Below are 22,089 nucleotides of genomic sequence, written 5' to 3'. Positions count from 1 at the left end.
ACCGGCCCGGGTTGGATAAGGACGCGGGCTTCCTGTCCGTTCCATCCGTGAAAGGTCGCCCCCGCGATGACCCAGACGCAAGTGCCGGTCCGCCGCGCGCTGATTTCCGTTTCCGACAAGACGGGGTTGCTCGACCTCGCGCGCGCGCTGCTCGCCCACGGCGCCGAAATCCTCTCGACCGGCGGCTCGGCCCGTGCCCTGCGCGATGCCGGCCTTCCGGTGACCGAGGTCTCGGACCATACCGGCTTCCCCGAAATCCTGGACGGACGGGTCAAGACCCTGGTGCCGCAGATCCATGGCGGCATTCTCGGCCGGCGCGACCTGCCGGCGCACCTGGCGCAGATGGACGAACACGGCATCGCCCCGATCGACCTGGTGGCGGTCAATCTCTATCCGTTCGAGGCCACGGTGGCCTCCGGCGCCGGCCCCGAGGACTGCATCGAGAACATCGATATCGGCGGCCCGGCGCTGATCCGCGCGGCGGCCAAGAATCACGGCCATGTCGCGGTGCTGACCGACCCGTCCCAGTACGGCGCGGTGATCGACGCCCTGGCCGCCGGCGGCACCACCCTGGCCGCCCGGCGCGACCTGGCCGGCGCGGCCTATGCCCGCACCGCGTCCTATGATTCCGCGATCGCGTCCTGGTTCGCCGGCCAGCGCGGCGACGCGCTGCCCGAACGGCTGACCATCGCCGGCATCCGCCGCGAAAGCCTGCGCTACGGCGAAAACCCGCACCAGCAGGCCGCCTTCTACGCCGACGGCAGCACCCGCCCGGGCGTCGCCACCGCGCGCCAGGTGCAGGGCAAGGCGCTCTCCTACAACAACCTCAACGACACCGACGCCGCGTTCGAGGCCGTGGCCGAATTCGATGCCCCCGCCGTGGTCATCGTCAAGCACGCCAATCCCTGCGGCGTCGCCACCGCCGACAGCCTGTCGGCGGCATGGGACCTGGCCCTGCGCTGCGACCCGGTCTCGGCCTTCGGCGGCATCGTGGCGCTCAACCGCACGCTCGACGCCGACGCCGCGTCGCGCATCGCCACGATCTTCACCGAAGTCATCGTCGCCCCCGACGCGACGGACGAGGCCCAGGCCATCCTGGCCAGGAAGAAGAACCTGCGCCTGCTGCTGACCGGCGCCATGCCCGACCCGGCCCAGGGCGGCGTGGTGGTCCGTTCCGTGGCCGGCGGCTTCCTGGCCCAGACGCGCGACGACGGCCGCATCCTGCCCGACGCGCTGCGCGTCGTGACGCGCCGCGCCCCGACCGAGGCCGAGATGGCCGATCTGGTCTTCGCCTTCCGCGTCGGCAAGCACGTCAAGTCCAACGCCATCGTCTATGCGCGCGGCCAGGCCACGGTCGGCATCGGCGCCGGACAGATGAGCCGCGTGGACTCCGCGCGCATCGCCGCGCTCAAGGGCGCCGACGCCGCCCGCGCCGCCGGGCTGGACCAGCCGCTCACCACCGGCAGCGTGGTCGCCTCCGACGCGTTCTTCCCCTTCGCCGACGGGCTCGAGGCCGCGATCGCCGCCGGCGCCACCGCGGTGATCCAGCCGGGCGGCTCGATCCGCGATGACGAGGTCATCGCCGCCGCCGACCGCGCGGGCATCGCCATGGTCTTCACCGGCATGCGGCATTTCCGCCACTGACCGGCGGCGACGCCCGCGCAGCCGGGCGGCCCGCCGCGCGTTAGGACCTATCTCGAAACCGTCATGCCCGCGGCGGCCGCGCATATCCCCGTTTTCCGCGCATCGGGGGGTGCGCGTTGCTTGACAGCCTCATGCCGCGTCGTTAGCTAGCGCCTGCACCCGCCTGGAGGTGTGAACATTGGGTAAGGATACGGACAGCTCCCGCCAGTCCTTCGATACCCGCCTGAAGCAGGCCATGGACCGGAACAATCCGGACCGGGCGGCGCCGGCGGCGCAGGGCAGCGGCTTGTCCGCCAGCGACATGTCGGCCCTGGGCGTGGTTCTCAGGGCGGGCACCGAGATGGTATCGGCCCTCGCGGTCGGTGTCGCGATCGGCTGGGGGCTCGACCGGTGGCTCGGCACGCGCCCGGCCTTCCTGATCCTGTTTGCGTTCCTGGGCGGCGCTGCGGGCGTGCTGAATGTCTGGCGTCTGGTCAGGCCGCTGGACACGCCGGGGGACAAGCCGGGCCTGTAACCGCAGGGCCGGAACGGTAGAGGGAAGACGAAGTTGGCGGCCGGATCCACCATCGACGCACTGGGCCAGTTCGCGCTCCATCCGGTTCTGGGTGGGCTGGGTCAATCGCTGCGCTTCAGCCAGTCGCCGGCGATGATGATCGTGGCGTCGGCCCTGGTGCTGGGCTTCCTCTATCTGGGCATGCGCCCCGCCGCCGTGGTGCCGGGCCGCCTGCAGGCCGCGGCGGAAATCTGCTACGACTTCATCCACGACATGGCGGTCGATACGATCGGGGCCGAGGGCCGCGCCTTCTTCCCGTTCGTCTTCACGCTGTTCTTCTTCATCCTGGCCGGCAATTATCTCGGCCTGCTGCCCTTTTCCTTCGCCTTCACCAGCCATATCGCGGTCACGCTCGCGCTGGCGCTGCTGGTGTTCGTGCTGTCGGTCATCGTGTCGCTCAGGGTCCAGGGCGCGAAATTCTTCGCGCATTTCATGCCGGCCGGCGCGCCGCTGGCCCTGGCCCCGCTGCTGGTGCCGATCGAAATCCTCTCCTTCCTTTCCCGTCCCGTGAGCCTGTCGATCCGTCTTTTCGCCAACATGGTGGCGGGCCACGTGATGTTCGAAATGTTCGCCGCCTTCACGATCATGCTGGCCGGGCTCGGCCTGTTCGGCGATGTCCTCGCCGTCGGGCCGGTGGTCATCAATGTCGCGCTGATGGCGCTCGAACTGCTGGTGGGCGCGCTCCAGGCCTACGTGTTCGCGATCCTCACCTGCATCTACCTGCGGGAGGCGGTCGCACACTGATCGCGGCCTATCCCCAGCCTCTCCTGAACGCCTGAACAACCAAGGAAAGCCTCGCTATGGACATCGCTGCAGCCCGGGAAATTGGTGCCGGTATCGCCGTTATCGCCCTCGCCGGCGTCGGCATCGGCCTGGGTAACATCTTCTCCACGCTGGTCAGCAGCATCGCCCGCAACCCCGCCGCGCGTCCGCACGTGTTCGGCCTGGGCATGCTGGGCTTCGCCCTGACCGAAGCCGTGGCCCTCTACGCCCTGCTGATCGCCTTCCTGATCCTGTTCGTCTAAGTCCGGAGGCCGACGTGGCACGTTCCGCGGTGTCGATCACCCGCAAGGCGGCGTCGTCTCTCGCGACGTGCGCGCTGGCCCTGCCGCTGCTGGTCATGGCCGCGCCGGGCGCGCGCGCCGTGGGCATGCCGCAGCTCGATTTCGCCAACCCGCTGGTCATCGGCCAGGTGATCTGGGGCGGCGCGATCTTCCTGGTGCTCTACCTGCTGCTCAGCCGCTCGGCCCTGCCCAGGGTCGAGAAGGTGCTGGCCGGCCGGCGCCAGACGATCGACAACGATCTGGACATCGCCCGCCGCGCCAAGCAGGATGCCGACGCCGCGGTGGACGAACTGCACCAGGCCCGCCGCTCCGCGATGGCCGAGGCGCAGGCGAACGTCGAAAAGGTGATCGAGGACGCGCGCCTCGCCGCCCTTCGCCAGACGCAGGACATGAATGCCCGCCTCGCGCAGGAAATCCGCGACGCCGAGGCCCGCGTGGCCCACGCCCGCGCCGAAGCGCTCGGGTCGCTGCGCCAGATCGCCGGCGACACGGCGCAGACCCTGGTCCACCAGGTGACCGGCACGTCCGCGCCGGCCGACCTGCTGGCCCGGCAGGTGGATCACGCCGCCGCCGCGCGCGGCTTCTGACCGCGGACGCAAAGGAACAGGTCCATCCTCATGCTGCACGAACCCCGTTTCTGGTCGGCTGTCGCGTTCGTCCTCTTCTTCGTCCTGTTCGGCAGGAAGCTGTGGGCCCCGCTGGCCGCCGCGCTGGACGGCCGCGCCGCGCGCATCCGCGCCGACCTTGATGAGGCCGCCCGCCTGCGGCGCGAGGCCGAGCAGATGCTCGAGGATGCGACCCGCGAGCGTGAGACCGCGCTGGCCGAGGCCCGCGCCCTGGTCGAACATTCCCTCGCCGAGGCCGCCCGCATCGCCGAGGCCGCGAAGCGCGAGGCCGAGGCCGTCGCCCTGCGACGCGAACAGATGGCCCGCGACCGCATCGCGGCCACCGAACGCAGCGCGGTGCGCGAGGTCCGGCAGGCGGCGATCGACGTCGCCGTCGCCGCCACGCGCGACGTTCTGGCCGCCGCCCTGCCGGTCGAGGCCGGCGCCGCGATCATCGACCGGGCCATCGCCGACCTGCCGTCGGCCCTGGCCCGGCACGCCGCCTGACCGGGGCCGCGTTTCTGACCGCCCCCCCGCCTTCCGATCGCCCGGACGCCGCGCACGATATCGTGCTCAGCATCGTCGCGGCGGTCCTGAACGAGGCCGAGAATATCGGTCCGGTCTGCGCCGAAATGGCCCAAGCCGCCGCCCGCCTGCCGGCCTGCGAATTCATCTTCGTCGATGACGGCAGCACCGACGGCACGGTCGACGCCCTGCTGGCGGCGCGGCAGGCCGGCGTGCTGCCCAATCTGCGGGTGCTCAGCCACGACCGGCGGCTGGGCAAGTCCGCGGCGCTGCGCACGGGCATCGAGGCCGCGCGCGGCCGCTGGATCGCCACCATCGACGGTGACGGGCAGGACGACCCCATGGAAATCGCCGCCATGCTCGACGCGGCGCAGCAGGCTCCGGGCCGGCCCCCGCTGGTGGTCGGCGTCCGCCTCCGCCGGCAGGACCGGCTGTCGCGCGTCGTCGCCACGCGCCTGGCCAACGGGCTGCGCCGCCGGCTGCTGCGCGACGGCTGCCCCGATACCGGCGCGCCGATGAAATTGTTCCAGCGCGCCGATTTCCTGCGCCTGCCGCAATTCGAAGGGCTGCACCGCTTCCTGCCGGCACTGATGGGCCATTACGGCGTGCCGCTGGTCTGCCTGCCGGTGCGGCACCGCAGCCGCCTGCACGGGCATTCCAAATACACGAACCTCAACCGGGCGCTGGTCGGCATCCGGGACCTGATGGGCGTGATGTGGCTGAACAACCGCACAAGGCTCCCACGTCGCGTCACCGAACGCTAGTTCACTGTTTTGGCGATCATCTTTATCCGGTCGGAGTCCATCCGGCCGGATGATGCCCTAAGGACACGTGCCGGATGACGCGGCTGACCATGCGCCATTATGTTCTGCTCGCGCTGTGCACCTTCCTGATCTTCCTGCCGGGTCGCGCCAGCCTGCCGCCGCTGGACCGTGACGAACCCCGCTACATGGAAGCCAGCGCCCAGATGCTGCGCAGCGGCGATTTCATCGATGTCCGCTTCCAGGACCGTCCGCGCTATTTGCAGCCGGCCGGAATCTACTGGCTCGAAGCCGCCTCGGTCGCCGCCACCGGCACGCTGCGCCGGCACGCCGTCTGGGCCTATCGCATTCCCTCCCTGATCGCGGTGACCGCCGCCGTCACGCTCACCGCCTGGATCGGCGCCACGCTGTTCGGCCCGGCCAGCGGCCTGCTGGCGGCGGGCCTGCTCGCCGTCGCGGTGCTGGTGACGGCCGAGGGCCGCATGGCGACCATCGACACCACGCTCCTGCTGGCGGTGCTGCTGGCCGAAACCGCGCTGCTGCGCGCCTGGCTGGATCGCGACCGCGACCGGCTGACCCCGCTCGCCACGGCGCTGCTCTATTGGGGCGCGCTGGGCGCGGGGCTCATGCTCAAGGGCCCGGTGGTGCTGATCCCCGGCTTCGGCACGCCGCTGGCCCTGGCGCTGGTCGAGCGGCGGACCGACTGGTGGCGCCGCCTGCGCCCCGCCTGGGGCTGGGCGCTGATGCTGGCGATCGTGCTGCCGTGGTGCATCGCCATCGGCGTCGTCAGCCACGGCGATTTCTTCGCCCGTGCGGTGGGCAACAATTTCCTGGGCAAGGTCGCCTCGGGCCAGCAGGCGCACGGCCTGCCGCCCGGCTATCATCTGGCCGTCTTCGCCATCGCCTTCTGGCCAGGTTCGCTCTTCGCGGCCATGGCGCTGCCTTATGTCTGGGCGCGGCGGCGCACGCCTTCCGTGCGGTTCCTGCTCTGCTGGATCGTGCCGCACTGGCTGGTGTTCGAAGCCATCGCGACCAAGCTGCCGCATTACGTGCTGCCGACCTATCCGGCCATCGCCCTGCTGACGGCGGCCGCGATCATGGCCATGCCGCATCGCTGGTCATGGCCGGCGGCGCGCTGGGGCAAAATCGTGCTGGCGGTCTATGGCGGGCTGTGGTTCGCCATCGGGGTGGCCCTGTCGCTGGCCGGTCCCGTCCTGCTGTGGCGCCTGCAGCACCAGGTGGTGCCGGCGGCGCTGATCGTGCCGGTGGGGGCGCTGCCGCTGGTGGTGGCCGCCGCCTGGTTCGTGATCGGCGGCCACGTGCTGCGCGCCGCCATGACATCCATCGCGGCGGCGGCGATCATCCATGTCGGCCTGTTCCTGACCGTCATCCCCAACCTGCAGGCGATCTGGCTCAGCCCCCGCCTCGCCGCCCTGGTCGACGACTACCGGCCATGCCCGGATACGATCGTGGCGTCCGCCTCGTTTTCCGAACCCAGCCTGGTCTTCCTGGTCGGGCAGAATACCGCCCTGGTCGGCCCCGCCGGCGCGGCCGACCTGCTGCGCGACAACCGCGCCTGCGGCCTCGCCCTGGTCGATCGCCGGGACGAACCCGCCTTCCGCGCCCGGCTGCGCCAGGACGGGCTGGACGTGACCGAATTCGGCCGCGTCGCCGGTCTCAACTACTCGACCGGCAAACATCTCGATATCGGGCTGTTCGGGCCGGCGACCCCCTGAATCACCGGCGGCCGCCCTTCGGGGCGCGTCGCCTCAGGCCACGCGGTCCGACATCGCGGTGGCCAGCATCAGCGCGGCGACGGCGGGCAGAAAGGCGACCAGTTGCACGAACGACGCAAAATGCATCGAGCTGGCGACCAGGTTACCGATTTCCTGAATAAACATTATCCGAATTCCCTTGGATTTGATTGCGGGCGGAACCAACACGGAATCCCGTCTACACGCAACACAAAAGAACTTGGGGTCTGATAACAGGAAAACGCATAGTAATCTCTAAACGAATAGTCTGATTACTCTTTGAACAGGACCAACTTTATTTTCCCTGCTGAACAAGCGGCCCGGCACGTCCCGCTGATGACCGTTTGGGCGCCGGCTCCCCCGACATGGCGATCATCGGATAAAGATGGTCAATAAATATGCAATCTGCACATTTATTGACCTTTCGGTGTTTTAACCGAAAATCGTGCCTTGCGTGCCCACGACGTGCTGACGCGCAGCCCGTGCCAGGCCACCAGGCTGTCGCACAGGAAGGTCGCCAGCGCGCCCACGGTGCAGGCCAGCGCCAGCGCGAACATCATCACCAGCCACGACGCCACCGCGGAATCGCGCAGACTGCCCAGAAACAGCACGAAGGCCGCGCCACAGGTCGATGCGCCGCCGACCGCCCCCAGCAGGATCGACGCATCCAGCAGCAGCGTCCGGCGGTGCAGATGCGTCAGGTGCCGGTGCAGATGCAGCCGCTCGGCCCGGTTCGCGGCCGCCTTCAGGGCGTCGGTGGCCTTTTCGATATGGTCCGACACGCGGGCCAGCCGCGTGTTGAACAGATTCAACAGCGTCCCGATCCCCGACAGCATGAAGATCGGGGTCAGGGCGGTCTGGATCAGGTGCGCGACGCTGTCGACCGGCTCATCGGGCAGCAATCCGGGAAAAGGGGACAAGGCAGGGTCTTTCCGTGGCGGGTAAAGCCGCATGATGCAATCCTGGCCCCACCCGTCAATGCGCTGCCGGCAGGGTCGAGTTCCCGGTCCGCCACACAGGGCGTTTTCGCCGAACCGGTGTTCGGCGAAAACGCTTTATGTTATTATTTTATCGAGTATCCTCACTCGCTCAAACGATTGCCCGACATGACCCAAGACCCGGCCAGCATGCTGGCGACCTATACCCTGACGCTGTCCTGCCCCAATCGGCCGGGCATCGTGGCGGCCATCGCCACCACGCTCTTCGAGGCCGACGGCAACATCACCGAGGCCCAGCAGTTCGACGACGTCGAAACCGGCCTGTTCTTCATGCGCGTCGTCTTCTCCTGCCGCGCCGACGCCGAACGCACCGAATGGCTGCGCGCCCGGCTGGACGCGGTGGCCGCGCGCTTCCGCATCAGTTGGACATTGCATGACCGCGCCCAGCGCCGCCGGGTCCTGCTGATGGTGTCGAAATTCGACCATTGCCTGGTCGACCTGCTCTATCGCTGGCGCATCGGCGAACTGCCGATGACCCCCACCGCCATCGTCGCGAACCACCCGCGCGACACCTATGCCCATATCGACATGGGCGACATCCCCTTCCATTACCTGCCCGTCGCCCAGGACACCAAGGCCGCGCAGGAAGAACGCCTGTGGTCCCTGGTCCAGCAGACCAATTCCGAACTGGTGGTGCTGGCCCGCTACATGCAGGTCCTGTCCGATTCGCTGTCGGCGCGCCTGTCGGGACAGTGCATCAACATCCACCATTCCTTCCTGCCGGGCTTCAAGGGCGCGCGCCCCTATCACCAGGCCCATGCCAGGGGCGTCAAGCTGATCGGCGCCACCGCCCATTACGTCACCGCCGACCTGGACGAAGGCCCGATCATCGAACAGGACGTCGAACGGGTCAGCCATTTCGACACGCCCGACGACCTGGTGCGCAAGGGCCGCGACATCGAACGCCGCGTGCTGGCCCGCGCCGTGCGCTACCATCTCGATGACCGGGTGATCCTCAACGGCCACAAGACCGTGGTCTTCGGCGACTGACCCCTCGCCGGCAACGTTTCTTTATCGCACCGACCTGCGCCGTGCCGGATGAAGCCATATTGACTTGGCGCATGGACTTCCTAGGGTCTGTGGGGATTTGGGATTCCTATTTTAGCGGAGATGTGATTCACCCTCTGGATGGATCGCTTAGTACTGACCGATGCCCAATGGGCGAAGATAGAACCGCATTGCCTGGGTAAGCTGTCTGATCCCGGACGCAGTGGCCGCGACAACCGGCTATTCATTGAGGCGGTTCTTTGGATTGTCCGAACAGGCAGCCCATGGCGGGACCTTCCTGCCACATTCGGCAACTGGAATACGGCATTCCGCCGGTTTCGTGATTGGCGCGAAGCCGATGTTTTCAAGCGGATTTTTGATGCCTTGTCGGGAGACCCCGACATGGAATACGCCATGGTTGATGCCACTATCGTCAAGGTCCACCGGCACGGCCAAGGCGCAAAAGGGGACTCAGAGCCAGGCCATTGGTCGTTCCAAAGGCGGGATAACGACCAAGATCCTGGCCCTGACCGATGCCTTGGGCAACCTTGTTCGCTTCAAACTGCTACCGGGGAACCGCTACGACACGATCGGCGTCGCCCCTTTGATCGATGGCATCAACTTCGAAGCCCTGCTGGGCGACAAGGCCTTTGATGCCAACTGGATCATCGAAGAACTCGACCAGCGAGGCGCGAAAGTCGTCATCTCACAACGGTCACAGCGCAAGAACCCGCGCGCCATTGACGAAGAGATATACAAATGGCGTCACCTGATCGAGAACTTCTTCTGCAAACTCAAGGAGTTCAAGCGCATCGCCATGCGAGCCTGCAAAACCGACCGGAGCTTCGAGGCGATGATATATCTCGCCGCAGGTGTCATCAACTCACGCTAAATCCCCACAGACCCTAGTGTCCTGCCCGAGAAATTCTTATGAGAATTTCTCGGATCAGCAGGCCACTAAAATATTGATTCTAGTGTCCTTTCGATTCCAAAATTCGCTTGCGAATTTCGGAATCAGGACACTAGACTCGCGCTCGGTCTTTACCGGCGGCGGTCCGGTCCCGCGGAGGGATCGTTCCGGACCATGACGGTCCAGCGCCGGCGGATCGCGGAGCAGGAATATTGTCTTCACTGGCCGGCTGGGTCCTGACAGATGGCCGCTTATGGCGGCGCTGACCGACACGCCGCGCGCGTCCCGCTCCAGGCCGGACGCCGCGCCGTCGCTCGATCATTTCGTCTGCGTTCTTGATGCGTCCGGCCAGGTCGCCGGTTGGGGCCCCGACGCCGAACGGCTGATGGGCTACAGCGCGTCCGACATGCTCGGTCGCCCGTTCGCCGCGCTGTTTCCCCTCTCGTCGGACGGCGCGCCGTCGCCGGCCGACATCCGGACCACCCTGCTGGCGCGCAAGACCGGCGCGCGCTTTCCTGCCCGAGTGGAAATCCGGCCCCTTTCCGGCATGGTCCCCGGCACGGCGGACGCGCCGTTCTCCTGCGCGCTGGTCTTCGACATGTCCGCGGCATCCGACGGCCTGTCCGATGGGGCGGCACAATCGATCCTGCCGCATGTCTCCGAAGGTGTCGCCCTGTTCGGGGCGGATCGCGGCCTGCATTATTGCAATCCGCGCTTCGCCGAGATCCTCGGCCTGACGGACATGGTGCTTCGGCCCGGGACGCCGCTCGATGCCATCCTGGCCTCGCTCTCCAGCCTCGGCGGCGGCACGCTGCATGGCGGCGCGTCCCCGGGGCAGGCGACTCTGGGCCAGGCGATTCCGGACAAGGCGCCTTTGGACGAGGCGACCGCAAACGACACGTTCCCGCATGACGCCCCGCCGGGGGGAGTGCTTCGGGGCGGTGCCGAAATCCAGCGCCTCGGCCGGGCGGTACGCCTGTCCTGGACCGGGCTTTCCGACGGGCGCGTGATGCTGCACTGCCACGACGTGACCGACCTGCGCCGGGCCGAAAGCCGCGCCCGCTTTCTCGAACATCATGACGACGTCACCGGCCTGGCCAATCTCCAGGGTCTGCAGACGCATCTGCGGACATTGTGCCACACCGAACCCGACGGTTTCGCCATCTTCTATTTCGACCTGTTCGGCTTCAAGCGCATCAACAACACGATGGGCCACGCCGCCGGCGACGACCTGCTGCGCGTCGTCGCCGACCGCGTCCGCCGGGTGATGAACCCGTCCGACATCGCGGCCCATATCCGCGGCAACAAGTTCGCGCTCGTGCTCATCGCGAACCTGTCCGAATCCGCCCTCCTGGACCAGGCCCGGCACCTGCGCCTGGTGCTGTCGCGCCCGATGTCGGTCCTGGGGCACGAGGTCACGGTCGGCGTGGGCATCGGCATCGTCCGCTTCCCCGGCGACGGCACCGATTGCGGTACGCTGATGTGGAACGCCGACATCGCCCTGCAGCACGCCAAGGATCGTTCGGGCGACGGCATCCGCTTCTACGAACCCGCCATGGACCGCCTGCGCCAGCAGCGCATGGATCTCGAACGCGACCTGCAACGCGCGCTGGCGCATCATGAATTCGTGCTGTTCTACCAGCCGGTTCTCAATGTCGACAGCAACCGCATCGTGGGGGTCGAGGCCCTGATCCGCTGGCAGCATCCGACCCGCGGCCTGCTGGCGCCCGGCGCTTTCATCCCGGCGGCCGAAAGCATGGGCCTGATCTACGATATCGGCATCTGGACGCTCGATGCCGCCTGCCGCCAGGCGACCGCCTGGCCCCGGCATATCGTCGTGTCGGTGAATGTCTCGGCCGCCCAGTTCCGCCATGACGGGCTGATCGAAAGCGTGGCCGGCGCGCTGCGCCGTTCGGGGCTCGATGCCTGCAGGCTGGAACTGGAAGTTACCGAAACCGCGATGATCGACGACGTACCCCGCGCGGCCCGCATCCTGCGCCGCCTGCGCGACATGGGGGTCCAGATCGCGCTCGACGATTTCGGCACCGGCTATTCCTCGCTCAGCTTCCTCAACAGCCTGCCCTTCACCCGCATCAAGATCGACCGCAGCTTCGTGCGCAACCTGGGCGACGGCAGCGGCGACGGGGCGGCGATCGTGCGGGCGATCACCGGCCTGTGCAGCAGCCTGAACGTGATCGCCACCGCCGAAGGCGTGGAAACGCGCGAACAGTTCGATTACCTCAGGCGGGTGAATTGCCCGGAAATCCAGGGCTATTTCATCAGCCGCCCATGCCCGGCCGCCGACATCCAGCCCCTTCTGGACCAGACGGATTGACCTCTTCCTTTATCTTCCATCTTCCGAAAGGAAAGAAAAAACCCTGATTCTTTATGAGATTTTTTTCTCACTCTGCAAAAATCCCCGAAAACGTCCAAAAGTTTTTTGGTTCTTTTTTTCAAAAAAGAACGGACCCCCCATCCGGACAAGGAGAAAACCCACATGCTGGCCGCATTATTCCTGGCGGTGGTGCTGATCTGGGGCACGACATGGTTCGCCATCCATGTCCAGGTCGGCGCGACCCGGCCGGACGTGGCGATCTTCTGGCGCTTCCTGATCGCCGCGCTGACGATGGGGGCCTGGCTGGCGCTGTCGGGGCGGCTGCGGCGGGTGCCGGCGCGGCTGCATGGCTGGCTGGCCCCGATGGGGGCGTGCATGTTCTCGGGCAATTTCCTGGCGATCTACGATGCCGAAACCCTGCTGTCCAGCGGCATGGTCTCGGTCATCTTCAGCATGGCCACCCTGTTCAACACGCTCAACCAGTGGCTGTTCTTCCGCCGGCGTCCCGACGGCCGCGGCATGGCGGGCGGCTGCGTCGCCATCCTGGGCGTCGCCGTCATGACCGGCGTGGGCCAAGGGGGCATGGGCCACGGGGGCGCGGGCCACGGGGGCATCGATGCGCGCGGGGCTGGGCTCGCGCTGTTCGGCACCTTCCTGTTCTCCTGCGGCAACATGCTGTCGCGCCGCGCGGCGGCGGCGGGGACCGACCTGCCCAACGCGGTGTTTCGCGGCATGCTCTGGGGTTGCCTGTTCCTGGCGGTCCGCCTGCTGGCCACGGGGCACGGCTTCGCGGCCCCGGCCGATGCGGCCTGGATCGCGGCCCTGCTCTATCTCGCCTTGCCGGGGTCGGTGGTCGCGTTCCTGGCCTATCTGCACCTGGTGCACCGCATCGGCGCCGACCGCGCGGCCTATACGACGATCCTCTCTCCCGCCGTCGCCCTCATCATCTCGGTCGTGTGCGAGGGCACGCGCTGGACCGCCAACATGACCCTGGGCATCGCCCTGATCCTGCTGGGCAACCTGGTCACCTTCGCCCGCGCCGACCGGCTGCTAGTCCTTTTCTGCAAGCCGTGACCCGTCAATTGCTGGGAAGGTCTCACAGTCCGAGTGGATTGTTCGCTCCGGTGTATCGACGTCTAGAAACAAAATGACCGATAGCAAGGCTTCTATTTGTTCAATCCGCTTGACAAACCGTCGCGTTCCTATCGAATGGAGATTCGCCGGCTTACGCGATAAAATTGCATCAGGCGCGGAGCAAGCACGTTGATGCATAGCCCAGAGAATACAAGAACCGATGACGCGATCTTCCACTCCTCAAGCGGCTCGCTCAAAACCAAGACCGACGAAGCCAGCCCAACAACGGGCACGAGCAGCGTAAAAGGCACAATCTGTGCGGCCCGATAATGACCTAGTAGCTTATTCCAGAATGCATAGCCGAGGAGCGTCGTCGGATATACGAGATACGCCAGCGCTAGGATCGAATGAATCCCGAGCTTCTCTACGCTATTGGTGATGCTAGTCCAACCGTCGACATACACACATAAAACAAAAAGCGGAGCCGATGCGAGCGCACTTCCCCATACGACGAGTCCAAACACGTCGACACCTCGAAAACTTTTAGCGACAATGTTTCCACACGCCCAAGATAATGCCGCCATCAAGACAAAGCAGAGGCCCGAAAGGGTTACATCGCCGCCTGCATGGAAAGCGAGTAGCCCGATGCCGACCGAAGAAACAATGGCTCCTGCAACCTGAAACATATTGGGCTGTTCCCGCAAAAAAACAGCCGCTAAAGCCAGAGTAATAAATACTTGAATCTGCAAAATAATCGATGCCAGTCCAGCAGAAACTCCGAGAAACATTCCTGTAAATAGAAACACGAACTGTCCCACAAAATTGAACAGCCCGTATGCGACCATTCCTACGAATGGAACGGAGGGGCGCTTTACAAAAAAAACGGCTGGGAAGCCGGCTAAGAAGAATCTCGCGAAACACAAAAGCAACGGTGAGAAGCCGCTCAGGCCGATTTTGATTATGACGAAGTTAAATCCCCATATAAGAACTACAAGTATAATTTCTAATATATGCCTGAATTTCATATTATTCATTTTATATTCCTCCCCATCCAAAAAAACAAGCACGTCAGTCAATTACAACGAGCATGCACAATCACGACGAAACTGCAAAACGTGCGACGCAGACCGTCGGCCCTTCGTCGTGACCTATATTAGATAGATATGGATCCTACCGCATTGGCTTCGATATCGAGCCTGTGTCCGGGCGGGTAATCTTCAGGAAATCGGCGCTATTGATAAAAATCGATGCGTCGAGACGGCCAGCATTAAAGACGAATTCAGGTTCATGTAGCAAGTGCTCGTCGAACACGACATTCAACCGGGCATCGAACGACAGCGGAGGCACGGCCCCCATCACGCATCTGGTCAATTCTCCAGCCGCCTCGGGTGACGCCAGTTTAGCATCACCATTGTAAATCCGTTTTAATGCCTTAAAATCAATCAGCCGGTTGCCAGGGACCACAGCCAGGAAATACGCAATAGCAGCCTTTGGCCGATGTACGGCTACAACCATCGCCTTTGTTGCACACTCGAGCCTATGTCCGCGGATTTCGCTTGCAAGATCAGTGCGCCCTTCGGGCGCATGGCGCATCAGATTGAAACGTACCTGCTTTTCTTCGAATAGTAGTAGTAACCGGTGAAAAATATCGTCGATATGCTGATCCATCTCTGCCCCCGTACAATGTCGGCCTTAATGCAGATTCTGCCGGCCTCAACCGGCAGAATTGCGGCTCAGCTCCAGGTTGCTACCTTCGAAAAATTGTTTTCCGAGATGCCCAGGAAAAATCCTAATGTTATTCGGTCGTTGCCAGAAACAGGTGAAATCTCGTGATAATACGCCGGGTTGAGTAGATATACGTCACCGACTTTTGGCTTGTATCTAATAGGGGGAAATGTGGTTACGACTGCCGCGTCATAGCCAAGTCCATTGCGAATTTTATATTTCTCGTCAGCTGGACACCATTGCCTTTGATAATGAAGCAGCTCTCCGCCATGATCACATTCCTGCAAGCATACGACACAGCTCAATTGATGGCTGAAGTTCTTCACCAAAAGCGGCGTCATAACTGCGTCACGCATGATATTATCGTTGTGCAGGGGATTCGCAACACCATCTCCGTGGATCCTAATAACGCATGACGCGTACTGTAACTCTGGACGTTCCGCTGCAAGAAAAATTGACTTCGGGCCAAATACTTCTTCCAACTTCCTCTTGACGATAATGTCGAGTGAAAAGCCAGCCTCGGAAAGTATCTTCTTCGTTTTCTTAGCGTCGTCGAAGTAAATATCGGGATTTTCAATGTGCTTCGCCAGGTAAGGTCCTAGGGTTGTTAGTGTCCCATTTACGTAATGCGTCGTTCGTCTATACTTGAGGGCACACTTAAGACTAGACAATTGACTTTCAAGCTCCCGTTGGTCGATTAAACCTCTCAGGACGACGAGGCCGACCGTTCCTTGCGCCAGGGCCTTAAGCGCATCGTATTCGATCTTTGACTGGCACTGCAGATCGTGAACTTTCATTTCCCATGGCGGAGTACTAGCGGTAATCATGTCGGATCTCCAAAGATAGTTCAATAACTGAATTTTTCTTCAACGCTTTCCAAGCGCTCATTGCTGCAAGACTTGGAATGGGTTCAGATGAGAAGATCTTGAATCCTGCACCGACCAATTGATGCATTTGGAAATAGGATTCATACCTGCAGCCGGGGAACACGTAATGAATGATAAAGGCACGGTCCTGCGTTAGCAGAAACGCATTTCCAGACGAATTTCCATCTGGTATTAAATCAAGTTTTGTCATGAGTGTATTTATGGATAGGTTCCCGTCATCAGATCCAAGGAGGTAACTAAAATATTCGTCGCTGTCGAATGAGGAGTCCTCAAGTCCAATCAATTTGTGGACCGTTGGGGTGAACCCGTTATGCATAAAATGCCATTCTTTCGATGGAGCACCGGAAGTTCGAACCAGTGGATGGGCGAACCTCAATCCAATCTTGGTCGGAACGGTTGCGTGACGCGCATGTATTGCAATCATGTGTGGGGCGCTCCCTGCCAGGGGCGTAGTCTCGAAATCTGCCTTGAAAAGTGGGAATGTTGACCTGAAATAATGGAACGTATTCGAATCTTCTTTGTTTACCCACACTGCCCCCCAACCATTCGGATGACAGGTGATCGGTCCATCGTGATCAGCTGTGAGGCCGCTACTCATCGCAACAGCTGCGTCGAAAATGTCGCGGACTGTGATGTTCCCGACGGCGAGTATCATCCGGCACATAAAGAATTCTCCACGCGGGGTCGAATGCACGAAAGAAGAAGGTTTCGAATTTCGGCTGGGTTGTCATGCGTCAAAGTGATGCGACCAACTGCAGAGCCGTGGCGCGTGAGATCGGCTCCTAAAGTCGGATATGGCTTTGCGAGGGCGAGATTCGAAATGACAGCGGGTAATGCTGAACTCGAAGCGACGACGTTATGGCCGCGTTTACCGAGCGTGTCACCACGTTCGAGTTCTTCGGCAGACATACAGGACACCTGGACCTCACCACCCATCAGTTTCATCCGGATGCCCATAATGGCGGCATTGGTTTGCGGAACTGGAGGAGCCTGACAATGCGCCGGACGCCGCGCGTGAACCAGGAGAGCCTGCTGCGGCTCATGTTCGCGGGTTGACGTCTGGGGCTTTTTTTTCGTCCGCTGATGGATTGGTTTGTGCGTCGCACAGGCCGGTGGAGACGGCGAAATACAAAGCGATACTCATCACCAGCACCAACCGGCCGAGACGTTCGGGGGAACGCAACTGACTGTGTTCGAGACCGAAGCCGCGCGATTTGAAGTCGGAGAACATGGGCTCGATGCCCCATCGTGCGCTGTAATCCAGTGTTGTCAGGTAGCTGGGGGTGTCGGACATCGCAATGATCCACGGCTCGGCATGGCCGGGCGCGTTGATGATGCCGATATTGGTGACAATACGCCGATGGGTGAGCGCGACGTCGGTCAGATAGGGACGCTTGTCAGTGACATGTTCGGCCAGGGAGGTTTTGTGGCCGCCCGCGGCGACCCGCAGATTGGACCTCACGCGCAGCCGATAACCCCAGCCTCGGGCGATGGCGAACGCGATCAGATCCGGCGTGCCGTAGAACCGATCCGCCATCAGGCAAATCTCGGCCTGGGAAGGCAGCCAGCCGGCAACCGCTTGGAGCAGGTCCTTCTGAACAGCGAACCCGATCGCCCCTTCCGTCGCCTCGACCCGCCAGGCCAGCGGCAACGCGCGCTCGCCAAAACGCAGCGAGAGCATCAGGATCTGATGGCGGTCATTGGCCTTGGTCTGGTCCATGATCAGCACCACACGCCCGTCTTCGGCGGCCTTGGTGAGCACCTCGCGCGCAAACGGTTCCATGACTTCATCACAGACCACGAGGGGGTTGTCGATGAACCGAGCGATCCACTGGTAACGCATGTCCGCTCGTTCTGCCGCGCGCGGCAACGAAGCCGCCAACACCATCAGATTGGCGCTGCGAACGTCCAGCATGGTGGCGACAAGCAGCGCGAGTTTGTCACGCTGGGTCTTGCGCTGTCCAGGCAACCGACGCTGCAAATCCGCCGCAATGCCAGCCGCCATTTCCACAATAGCCGGGGTCATGCCAAATCCGCTCCTCACAAGGGCAGAATCCTTGAATCACAGCCAGATTCAGCACGTCAATCCAGACTCCATAAAAACTGATGGGTGGTGAGCACCTGGACAATAGGTCGTCTCGGTAGTTTTGACATGACGAAGGGACCGAGCGACCTCCGGCCAAGAAAGAGCTTAAAGACCGCCTCGCTCCACGAGGTACCGGATACCGACGTCACCGCAGTCTCAAGGCTTGCGCCAGACAACCTGAATCCGCCTCCGCGAAGTACCAACGTTCCGCGTTTTTTATGAGATCGAGAAGGAAGGGGCCATGTGTGTAGCTAAAGGCGCGGGTAATTTCCTGTACAACGCTTGTGGCAACGTCCCGATAAGGGTCCAGCCCGTCTCTAGTTGCCTCGATTTGAATGAAATCAGGCAATATTTCGCTAGAACACATGGCGCTTTCAACGTCCTGAAATCATTTCGACGACGACCGGCCCATCTGGATGATGACGGGTCTCGATCAGGGATTTATGAGGATCTCGTTCCAGAACATGCTGGATGATGTCTATTTTCCCTTGTGATAGACATTCCTTGGCCGCCGTGTCGGCATAAAGATGCTGCATTTGGTCGAGCTTCAGTCCGCTCATCCGTTCTAAGGTGTCGATTAGGTTTGGGTCAGTCAAGTTGCCGGCTTGTGACCGTCTACCGGATAGCAGGCGGCGCAGGTCGGATTCAAATCGAAGATAATCAGGATATTCCCGCTCAAGAAATAGCCTCAGATTTTCGCCCTGTTTCACGAACGGGGAATAGGTCATGCAGATAAGATGCGTTTCGCTCAATCCATATGCGGACCATGCGTAAGCAGTTGCCAGCTTTCTCATATACTCGCGCCCGACGCGGGTCGCGTAGCGGTCGCGAACTAGACAAATTAGGGAATCCGGGAACTTCTTCTCATGCATAAGATTTATAGCGAAGTTCACATATTCAACAATTCCCTCGTCATATGAGCGTGCGTAAACATGTTCACACTTCAGGCCACGAAGGTGAGCCATAAGAAGGGGATTGGCACAATCCGATTCGGTAAAACTAAAAGCCAATTCGTCGAACTCGAATTTTAGGCAATCTGTAAGAAGAGCCCAGTGACTCCCGGCATCATATGAGGTGTCTTCGTAAATCGAAAAAAATTTCAGTTTGGATGAGACCGCGGTGTATACGACGCGCTCCTCCAAGTCCTTCTGATTGTCATGTATGGATGCAAAATATCGGCTCGATATCTGGTCAATTGTCTTGAGAATGCCTCGAAACCCGCTGTCTCTGGCAACTGGAAGCCCGAGCTCTTTTGATAGTCGGTTCACCCAGAGGAGATACGACCTCTGCTCGTACCGCGAGTCGCCCGTAACGATGATATCGACGCCACCTTCATGCGCTGCGGCAAGACCAAATGAGCTTACCATGCTGAGATTGCAGGCGTTACAAAATGTTGGGCGGGCATCAGCTCGTGTTCGGTGAGCCGTCATCAGAATGTCCTGGCGGTTTCTCGCCGCCAGTTCGCCAGGAAGAGCGAGGGCAACGCTGAAGGGCCTGATAACCGACCCGTCGATGAGGAATGCTTCGCACAGGCTGTCATGGTCGATTCCGAGCGCCTGGTAGCACCGGTCGATATTTTGCATTACGGCGGGCGGCATCCCGGCATGTCTGTTCGTCGCGACGCGGAGGAAAAATGTTCGTCCCGTGTCTCTCAATATCAATAGCTGAACAAGCCGGATGAACGCCACAGTGTAGGAGCTGTCTTTTCCTCCCCCATAAGCGACAAGTAGTTTTAATGGTCTATCATTGCCATCTAACGATGTGCGCATCTTTATGGCCGCGCTCTTGGCTCCGGCTAACTGCGTATCTGTCAGATAGGAAGATATTTTGCTTATATAGCCCGCATGGATGGAGGTGAACCCTCGTTCGAGGTCGGTTGCCGAAATGTCTCTATTCATAATGCCGCCATGTTGCCTGAAAAGGAACTTTTCGCTCTTTTTTCGCAATGTTGCCTGAAGAGAAACGAACTTAGGCTTCGTGAATCTCTATCTTCGTCTAGCAAACGCTGACAGGATACGTACCGGTCGGCTATATACAGTTGCAGCCCATATGTTGCATAACAGATCGGAACTGTCGTGGAGAGGTGGAGAGATGGATCTGCCGCTTTATCGGAGTGTGGCTAGGCGTTTGTCAGAGGGGATCAAGCAAGCCGGCTTAAATCCGGGCGCTCGCCTCCCGTCCGTCCGGACTTTGGCTAAGCAGTACAACGTGAGTCATTTGACTGCGGTGCAGGCGCTTCAGTCACTCGAGAGTGAGGGCTTGATTTTTGCTCGCCCTCGCTCGGGTTACTATGTTGCGACTCCGGAGTTGCAGGGGCCAAAAAGACGCGTTAAAGTTATTTGGCCAAATCCGCTACCTGAGCTCGACCCGCAGGCCAGAGACCACTTGGCAATGGTCGGTGCGCCATGTGCGGCCCGGCTGGATCTCGCTGTTGGGGAGCCGGAACTGTATCCAGTGAAGCGCTTCAATGTTATTCTGCGGCGGCTGGCTTATCAACAACCATCTTTAGTGAGTGAGCATACCCGGGGAATGGGGAATCTGGGGCTGCGTCTGACAGTGGCCCAGCAGGCGTTACAATATGCTTGCGAACTCGATCCGGATGAACTCGTGGTTACGAACGGCTGCGTTGAGGCACTTAATCTGGCCTTACGCGCAGTAACGAAACCGGGGGATATCATAGCGGTAGAGACTCCGACATACTTTGCTCTTCTGCAGATGCTGAGGGCGCTCGAACTTATTCCGCTTCCGATACCGTGTGCCGCTCCAAATGGCATGGATATCGAAATTCTCCGAAAAAAGATTAAGTTCGTTCCAATCAAGGCCGTCGTTACCATCGCAAATGGTAATAATCCTGTCGGAACTGTTGCTTCGGATGAAAATAAACGCGGTCTCGTGCGGCTACTTTCTGACCTTAATATTCCGCTTATAGAAGATGATATATTTGGAGACGTTTGCTTTCAGGAGGGCCGACCCCGACCTGTTAAGTCGTTTGATAGAACCGGTGGCGTTATTTTATGCAGTGGCTACTCGAAGAGTCTATGTCCCGGACTGCGTGTCGGTTGGGTTGCCGGGGGAAAATATGCGGAACGCATTAAGCTTCTTAAATACACTACCAGCATGGCGACGGCGGAATTGCAGCAAGCAGTAGTTAAAGAAATGCTTTCCAGTGGAAGTTACACAAAGCACCTGAGAGTGCTTAGAAGAGATCTATTGGGGCACCAGAAGATGCTGAGGGAGTGGGTATTAGAGAGTTTTCCAAAAGGTACTGAAATCTCCGAGCCAGCTGGCGGTTTCGTACTCTGGGTTCGCCTCCCACAACGCGATGGGATGAAAGTGACTTCGAGAGCGCTCTTTGCACCCGCAAGAGAGGAAGGGATCGGGTTCGCGCCAGGACATCTGTTTGGGGTCACAGGAGAGTTTGACGAGTATCTTCGACTGAATTCAGGTTGCCGTCTAACACCCATGTTACAGTCCTCAGTATCTCGCCTCGGACAATTGTACATATGATTTGCCTCTGTAAAACTGGTCCATTTTGGCTGCCGGTTTTTCGGTGGATTCCTGGTATGGCCTGGCTCGTCTTCAAGCTCGATCGTTCGGCCGGCCTCATGCCGCCCCTTACCCAAAACAATCCCTATCTTGACGCATAGAGCATCATCCGACCGGACGGGCGCATCCGGTCGGATAAAGATGCTCGCTAAAACAACGAGCTAGAGCCATATCCGTGAACCAGTGTGAACGGATATGGCTTGGAGGCAAAGTTCCGAACAGGAAATGACGGGACGATCGGTCACCCGATCGTGTGAAGATGCTCCACTCTACAGGCTCACGCCCATCCGCTGGCTGAACCACACCATCACCAGATACAGCCCGACCGTCAGGCCGCAGCCGGCGCCCAGCGACAGGGCGAAGGACACGCCGTGGCGCATCATCCACGGAATCAGCAGGAACATCGGCAGGGACGGAATGACATACCAGAAGGTCGCGCCGACATGCGCCTCCATCCGCGCCGGGTCATGCGTCTCCAGCCACAGCCAGATCATGCCGAACACGGAAATCAGCGGCAGGGACGCCACCAGCGCCCCCAGCCCAGGATAACGCCGCGCGATCGTCGAGACCGCCGCGATCAGAATCCCGGACATCACCGCCTTCAGAACGAAGAACATCACGGCCTTTTCCACCCT

At 61.5% G+C, this 22,089-nt stretch carries 23 protein-coding genes; 14 read left to right on the top strand and 9 right to left on the bottom strand.

All coding sequences use genetic code 11. The features are described 5' to 3' along the window. Window positions 1–66: 66 nt before the first annotated feature. From purH to AAC691_RS13955, 8 genes are all read left to right on the top strand, one after another. Window positions 67–1,644 carry a bifunctional phosphoribosylaminoimidazolecarboxamide formyltransferase/IMP cyclohydrolase gene (gene purH / locus AAC691_RS13990; protein WP_342627353.1) on the top strand — a complete coding sequence of 526 codons (1,578 nt, stop codon included), beginning with the start codon at window positions 67–69 and terminating at the stop codon, window positions 1,642–1,644. Between the two features lie 178 nt (window positions 1,645–1,822). Further along, window positions 1,823–2,158 (top strand): AtpZ/AtpI family protein, encoded by a 336-nt coding sequence (locus AAC691_RS13985; protein ID WP_342627352.1) that lies wholly within the window; start codon window positions 1,823–1,825, stop codon window positions 2,156–2,158. A 33-nt stretch (window positions 2,159–2,191) separates the two neighbouring features. Continuing rightward, window positions 2,192–2,941 (top strand): F0F1 ATP synthase subunit A, encoded by a 750-nt coding sequence (locus AAC691_RS13980; protein ID WP_176641113.1) that lies wholly within the window; start codon window positions 2,192–2,194, stop codon window positions 2,939–2,941. Between the two features lie 56 nt (window positions 2,942–2,997). Further along, window positions 2,998–3,222: an ATP synthase subunit C family protein gene (locus tag AAC691_RS13975; RefSeq protein ID WP_012224283.1), complete on the top strand. Its 225-nt coding sequence runs from the start codon at window positions 2,998–3,000 to the stop codon at window positions 3,220–3,222. Between the two features lie 14 nt (window positions 3,223–3,236). Beyond that, window positions 3,237–3,848, top strand: coding sequence for a hypothetical protein (locus AAC691_RS13970; protein WP_342627351.1), 612 nt, complete (start codon window positions 3,237–3,239; stop codon window positions 3,846–3,848). A 30-nt stretch (window positions 3,849–3,878) separates the two neighbouring features. Then, the gene (locus tag AAC691_RS13965; protein WP_342627350.1) at window positions 3,879–4,373 is read left to right on the top strand and encodes a F0F1 ATP synthase subunit B; all 495 of its coding nucleotides are present in this window, start codon (window positions 3,879–3,881) and stop codon (window positions 4,371–4,373) included. A 14-nt stretch (window positions 4,374–4,387) separates the two neighbouring features. Beyond that, window positions 4,388–5,155 carry a glycosyltransferase family 2 protein gene (locus AAC691_RS13960; RefSeq protein ID WP_408904632.1) on the top strand — a complete coding sequence of 256 codons (768 nt, stop codon included), beginning with the start codon at window positions 4,388–4,390 and terminating at the stop codon, window positions 5,153–5,155. A gap of 74 nt (window positions 5,156–5,229) precedes the next feature. Continuing rightward, window positions 5,230–6,888: a glycosyltransferase family 39 protein gene (locus AAC691_RS13955; protein WP_342627349.1), complete on the top strand. Its 1,659-nt coding sequence runs from the start codon at window positions 5,230–5,232 to the stop codon at window positions 6,886–6,888. 33 nt (window positions 6,889–6,921) lie between these two features. Here the strand turns inward: AAC691_RS13955 and AAC691_RS13950 are convergent, their stop codons facing one another. Together AAC691_RS13950 and AAC691_RS13945 are read right to left on the bottom strand one after the other, a co-directional pair. Then, the gene (locus tag AAC691_RS13950; RefSeq protein ID WP_281362735.1) at window positions 6,922–7,053 is read right to left on the bottom strand and encodes a hypothetical protein; all 132 of its coding nucleotides are present in this window, start codon (window positions 7,051–7,053) and stop codon (window positions 6,922–6,924) included. A 266-nt stretch (window positions 7,054–7,319) separates the two neighbouring features. Beyond that, a complete protein-coding gene (locus AAC691_RS13945) occupies window positions 7,320–7,826 on the bottom strand; it encodes a DUF2721 domain-containing protein (protein WP_246285419.1) in 507 nt (168 codons plus the stop codon). A 186-nt stretch (window positions 7,827–8,012) separates the two neighbouring features. On the opposite strand from AAC691_RS13945, the gene purU reads away from it, so the two are divergent. The 4 genes from purU (at window position 8,013) to AAC691_RS13925 (ending at window position 13,210) form a co-directional block, all read left to right on the top strand. Next, window positions 8,013–8,894: a formyltetrahydrofolate deformylase gene (gene purU / locus AAC691_RS13940; RefSeq protein ID WP_323989382.1), complete on the top strand. Its 882-nt coding sequence runs from the start codon at window positions 8,013–8,015 to the stop codon at window positions 8,892–8,894. A 138-nt stretch (window positions 8,895–9,032) separates the two neighbouring features. Next, a protein-coding gene (locus tag AAC691_RS13935; RefSeq protein WP_342627348.1) for an IS5 family transposase occupies window positions 9,033–9,783 on the top strand; the annotation gives its coding sequence in 2 pieces (ribosomal slippage) (window positions 9,033–9,358 and window positions 9,357–9,783; 753 coding nt in all). 271 nt (window positions 9,784–10,054) lie between these two features. After that, window positions 10,055–12,136, top strand: coding sequence for an EAL domain-containing protein (locus AAC691_RS13930; protein ID WP_342627347.1), 2,082 nt, complete (start codon window positions 10,055–10,057; stop codon window positions 12,134–12,136). A gap of 162 nt (window positions 12,137–12,298) precedes the next feature. Next, on the top strand, window positions 12,299–13,210 hold the full coding sequence (locus AAC691_RS13925; RefSeq protein WP_342627346.1) for a DMT family transporter: 912 nt from the start codon (window positions 12,299–12,301) through the stop codon (window positions 13,208–13,210). Between the two features lie 128 nt (window positions 13,211–13,338). On the opposite strand, the gene AAC691_RS13920 is transcribed toward AAC691_RS13925, so the two are convergent. From AAC691_RS13920 to AAC691_RS13905, 4 genes are all read right to left on the bottom strand, one after another. Further along, the gene (locus tag AAC691_RS13920; protein WP_342627345.1) at window positions 13,339–14,244 is read right to left on the bottom strand and encodes an EamA family transporter; all 906 of its coding nucleotides are present in this window, start codon (window positions 14,242–14,244) and stop codon (window positions 13,339–13,341) included. 136 nt (window positions 14,245–14,380) lie between these two features. Then, entirely contained in the window at window positions 14,381–14,878 is a 498-nt protein-coding gene (locus AAC691_RS13915) for a YbaK/EbsC family protein (protein WP_342627344.1), read from the bottom strand. Window positions 14,879–14,943: 65 nt separating this feature from the next. Then, window positions 14,944–15,762, bottom strand: a complete 819-nt coding sequence (locus AAC691_RS13910; RefSeq protein ID WP_342627343.1) for a hypothetical protein — start codon at window positions 15,760–15,762, stop codon at window positions 14,944–14,946. Next, window positions 15,749–16,477 (bottom strand): hypothetical protein, encoded by a 729-nt coding sequence (locus tag AAC691_RS13905; protein WP_342627342.1) that lies wholly within the window; start codon window positions 16,475–16,477, stop codon window positions 15,749–15,751. The genes AAC691_RS13910 and AAC691_RS13905 overlap by 14 nt, the downstream gene beginning before the upstream one ends. 203 nt (window positions 16,478–16,680) lie before the next feature. Here AAC691_RS13905 and AAC691_RS13900 point away from each other — a divergent pair, with 203 nt between their 5' ends. Beyond that, complete coding sequence (locus AAC691_RS13900) at window positions 16,681–16,878, top strand: hypothetical protein (protein ID WP_342627341.1); 198 nt, start codon at window positions 16,681–16,683, stop codon at window positions 16,876–16,878. Here the strand turns inward: AAC691_RS13900 and AAC691_RS13895 are convergent. Then, the gene (locus tag AAC691_RS13895; protein ID WP_342627340.1) at window positions 16,862–17,848 is read right to left on the bottom strand and encodes a transposase; all 987 of its coding nucleotides are present in this window, start codon (window positions 17,846–17,848) and stop codon (window positions 16,862–16,864) included. The two genes, AAC691_RS13900 and AAC691_RS13895, sit on opposite strands and share 17 nt — an antisense overlap. A 434-nt stretch (window positions 17,849–18,282) precedes the next feature. Continuing rightward, entirely contained in the window at window positions 18,283–19,806 is a 1,524-nt protein-coding gene (locus AAC691_RS13890) for a hypothetical protein (RefSeq protein ID WP_342627339.1), read from the bottom strand. 193 nt (window positions 19,807–19,999) lie between these two features. On the opposite strand from AAC691_RS13890, the gene AAC691_RS13885 reads away from it, so the two are divergent. Then, entirely contained in the window at window positions 20,000–21,415 is a 1,416-nt protein-coding gene (locus tag AAC691_RS13885; RefSeq protein ID WP_342627338.1) for a PLP-dependent aminotransferase family protein, read from the top strand. Window positions 21,416–21,723: 308 nt separating this feature from the next. Here AAC691_RS13885 and AAC691_RS13880 read toward each other — a convergent pair whose 3' ends face one another. Then, window positions 21,724–22,071, bottom strand: a complete 348-nt coding sequence (locus AAC691_RS13880; protein WP_176639352.1) for a DUF3147 family protein — start codon at window positions 22,069–22,071, stop codon at window positions 21,724–21,726. Window positions 22,072–22,089: the final 18 nt, after the last annotated feature.

This window comes from Nguyenibacter vanlangensis (assembly GCF_038719015.1).
GTDB lineage: Bacteria > Pseudomonadota > Alphaproteobacteria > Acetobacterales > Acetobacteraceae > Gluconacetobacter > Gluconacetobacter vanlangensis.
The sequence above is the reverse complement of the archived record's forward strand: the minus strand, read 5'-3'. Positions and strand labels throughout refer to the sequence as shown.

Bases quoted from the DNA above. Each gene is read 5' to 3' on its own strand.
- purH (WP_342627353.1), top strand. From the start codon at position 67: ATGACCCAGACGCAAGTGCCGGTCCGCCGCGCGCTGATTTCCGTTTCC.
- AAC691_RS13975 (WP_012224283.1), top strand. From the start codon at position 2,998: ATGGACATCGCTGCAGCCCGGGAAATTGGTGCCGGTATCGCCGTTATC.
- AAC691_RS13965 (WP_342627350.1), top strand. From the start codon at position 3,879: ATGCTGCACGAACCCCGTTTCTGGTCGGCTGTCGCGTTCGTCCTCTTC.
- AAC691_RS13955 (WP_342627349.1), top strand. From the start codon at position 5,230: ATGACGCGGCTGACCATGCGCCATTATGTTCTGCTCGCGCTGTGCACC.
- AAC691_RS13950 (WP_281362735.1), bottom strand. From the start codon at position 7,053: ATGTTTATTCAGGAAATCGGTAACCTGGTCGCCAGCTCGATGCATTTT.
- purU (WP_323989382.1), top strand. From the start codon at position 8,013: ATGACCCAAGACCCGGCCAGCATGCTGGCGACCTATACCCTGACGCTG.
- AAC691_RS13930 (WP_342627347.1), top strand. From the start codon at position 10,055: ATGGCGGCGCTGACCGACACGCCGCGCGCGTCCCGCTCCAGGCCGGAC.
- AAC691_RS13925 (WP_342627346.1), top strand. From the start codon at position 12,299: ATGCTGGCCGCATTATTCCTGGCGGTGGTGCTGATCTGGGGCACGACA.
- AAC691_RS13920 (WP_342627345.1), bottom strand. From the start codon at position 14,244: ATGAATAATATGAAATTCAGGCATATATTAGAAATTATACTTGTAGTT.
- AAC691_RS13915 (WP_342627344.1), bottom strand. From the start codon at position 14,878: ATGGATCAGCATATCGACGATATTTTTCACCGGTTACTACTACTATTC.
- AAC691_RS13910 (WP_342627343.1), bottom strand. From the start codon at position 15,762: ATGATTACCGCTAGTACTCCGCCATGGGAAATGAAAGTTCACGATCTG.
- AAC691_RS13905 (WP_342627342.1), bottom strand. From the start codon at position 16,477: ATGATACTCGCCGTCGGGAACATCACAGTCCGCGACATTTTCGACGCA.
- AAC691_RS13900 (WP_342627341.1), top strand. From the start codon at position 16,681: ATGGCCGCGTTTACCGAGCGTGTCACCACGTTCGAGTTCTTCGGCAGA.
- AAC691_RS13895 (WP_342627340.1), bottom strand. From the start codon at position 17,848: ATGACCCCGGCTATTGTGGAAATGGCGGCTGGCATTGCGGCGGATTTG.
- AAC691_RS13890 (WP_342627339.1), bottom strand. From the start codon at position 19,806: ATGAATAGAGACATTTCGGCAACCGACCTCGAACGAGGGTTCACCTCC.
- AAC691_RS13885 (WP_342627338.1), top strand. From the start codon at position 20,000: ATGGATCTGCCGCTTTATCGGAGTGTGGCTAGGCGTTTGTCAGAGGGG.
- AAC691_RS13880 (WP_176639352.1), bottom strand. From the start codon at position 22,071: ATGTTCTTCGTTCTGAAGGCGGTGATGTCCGGGATTCTGATCGCGGCG.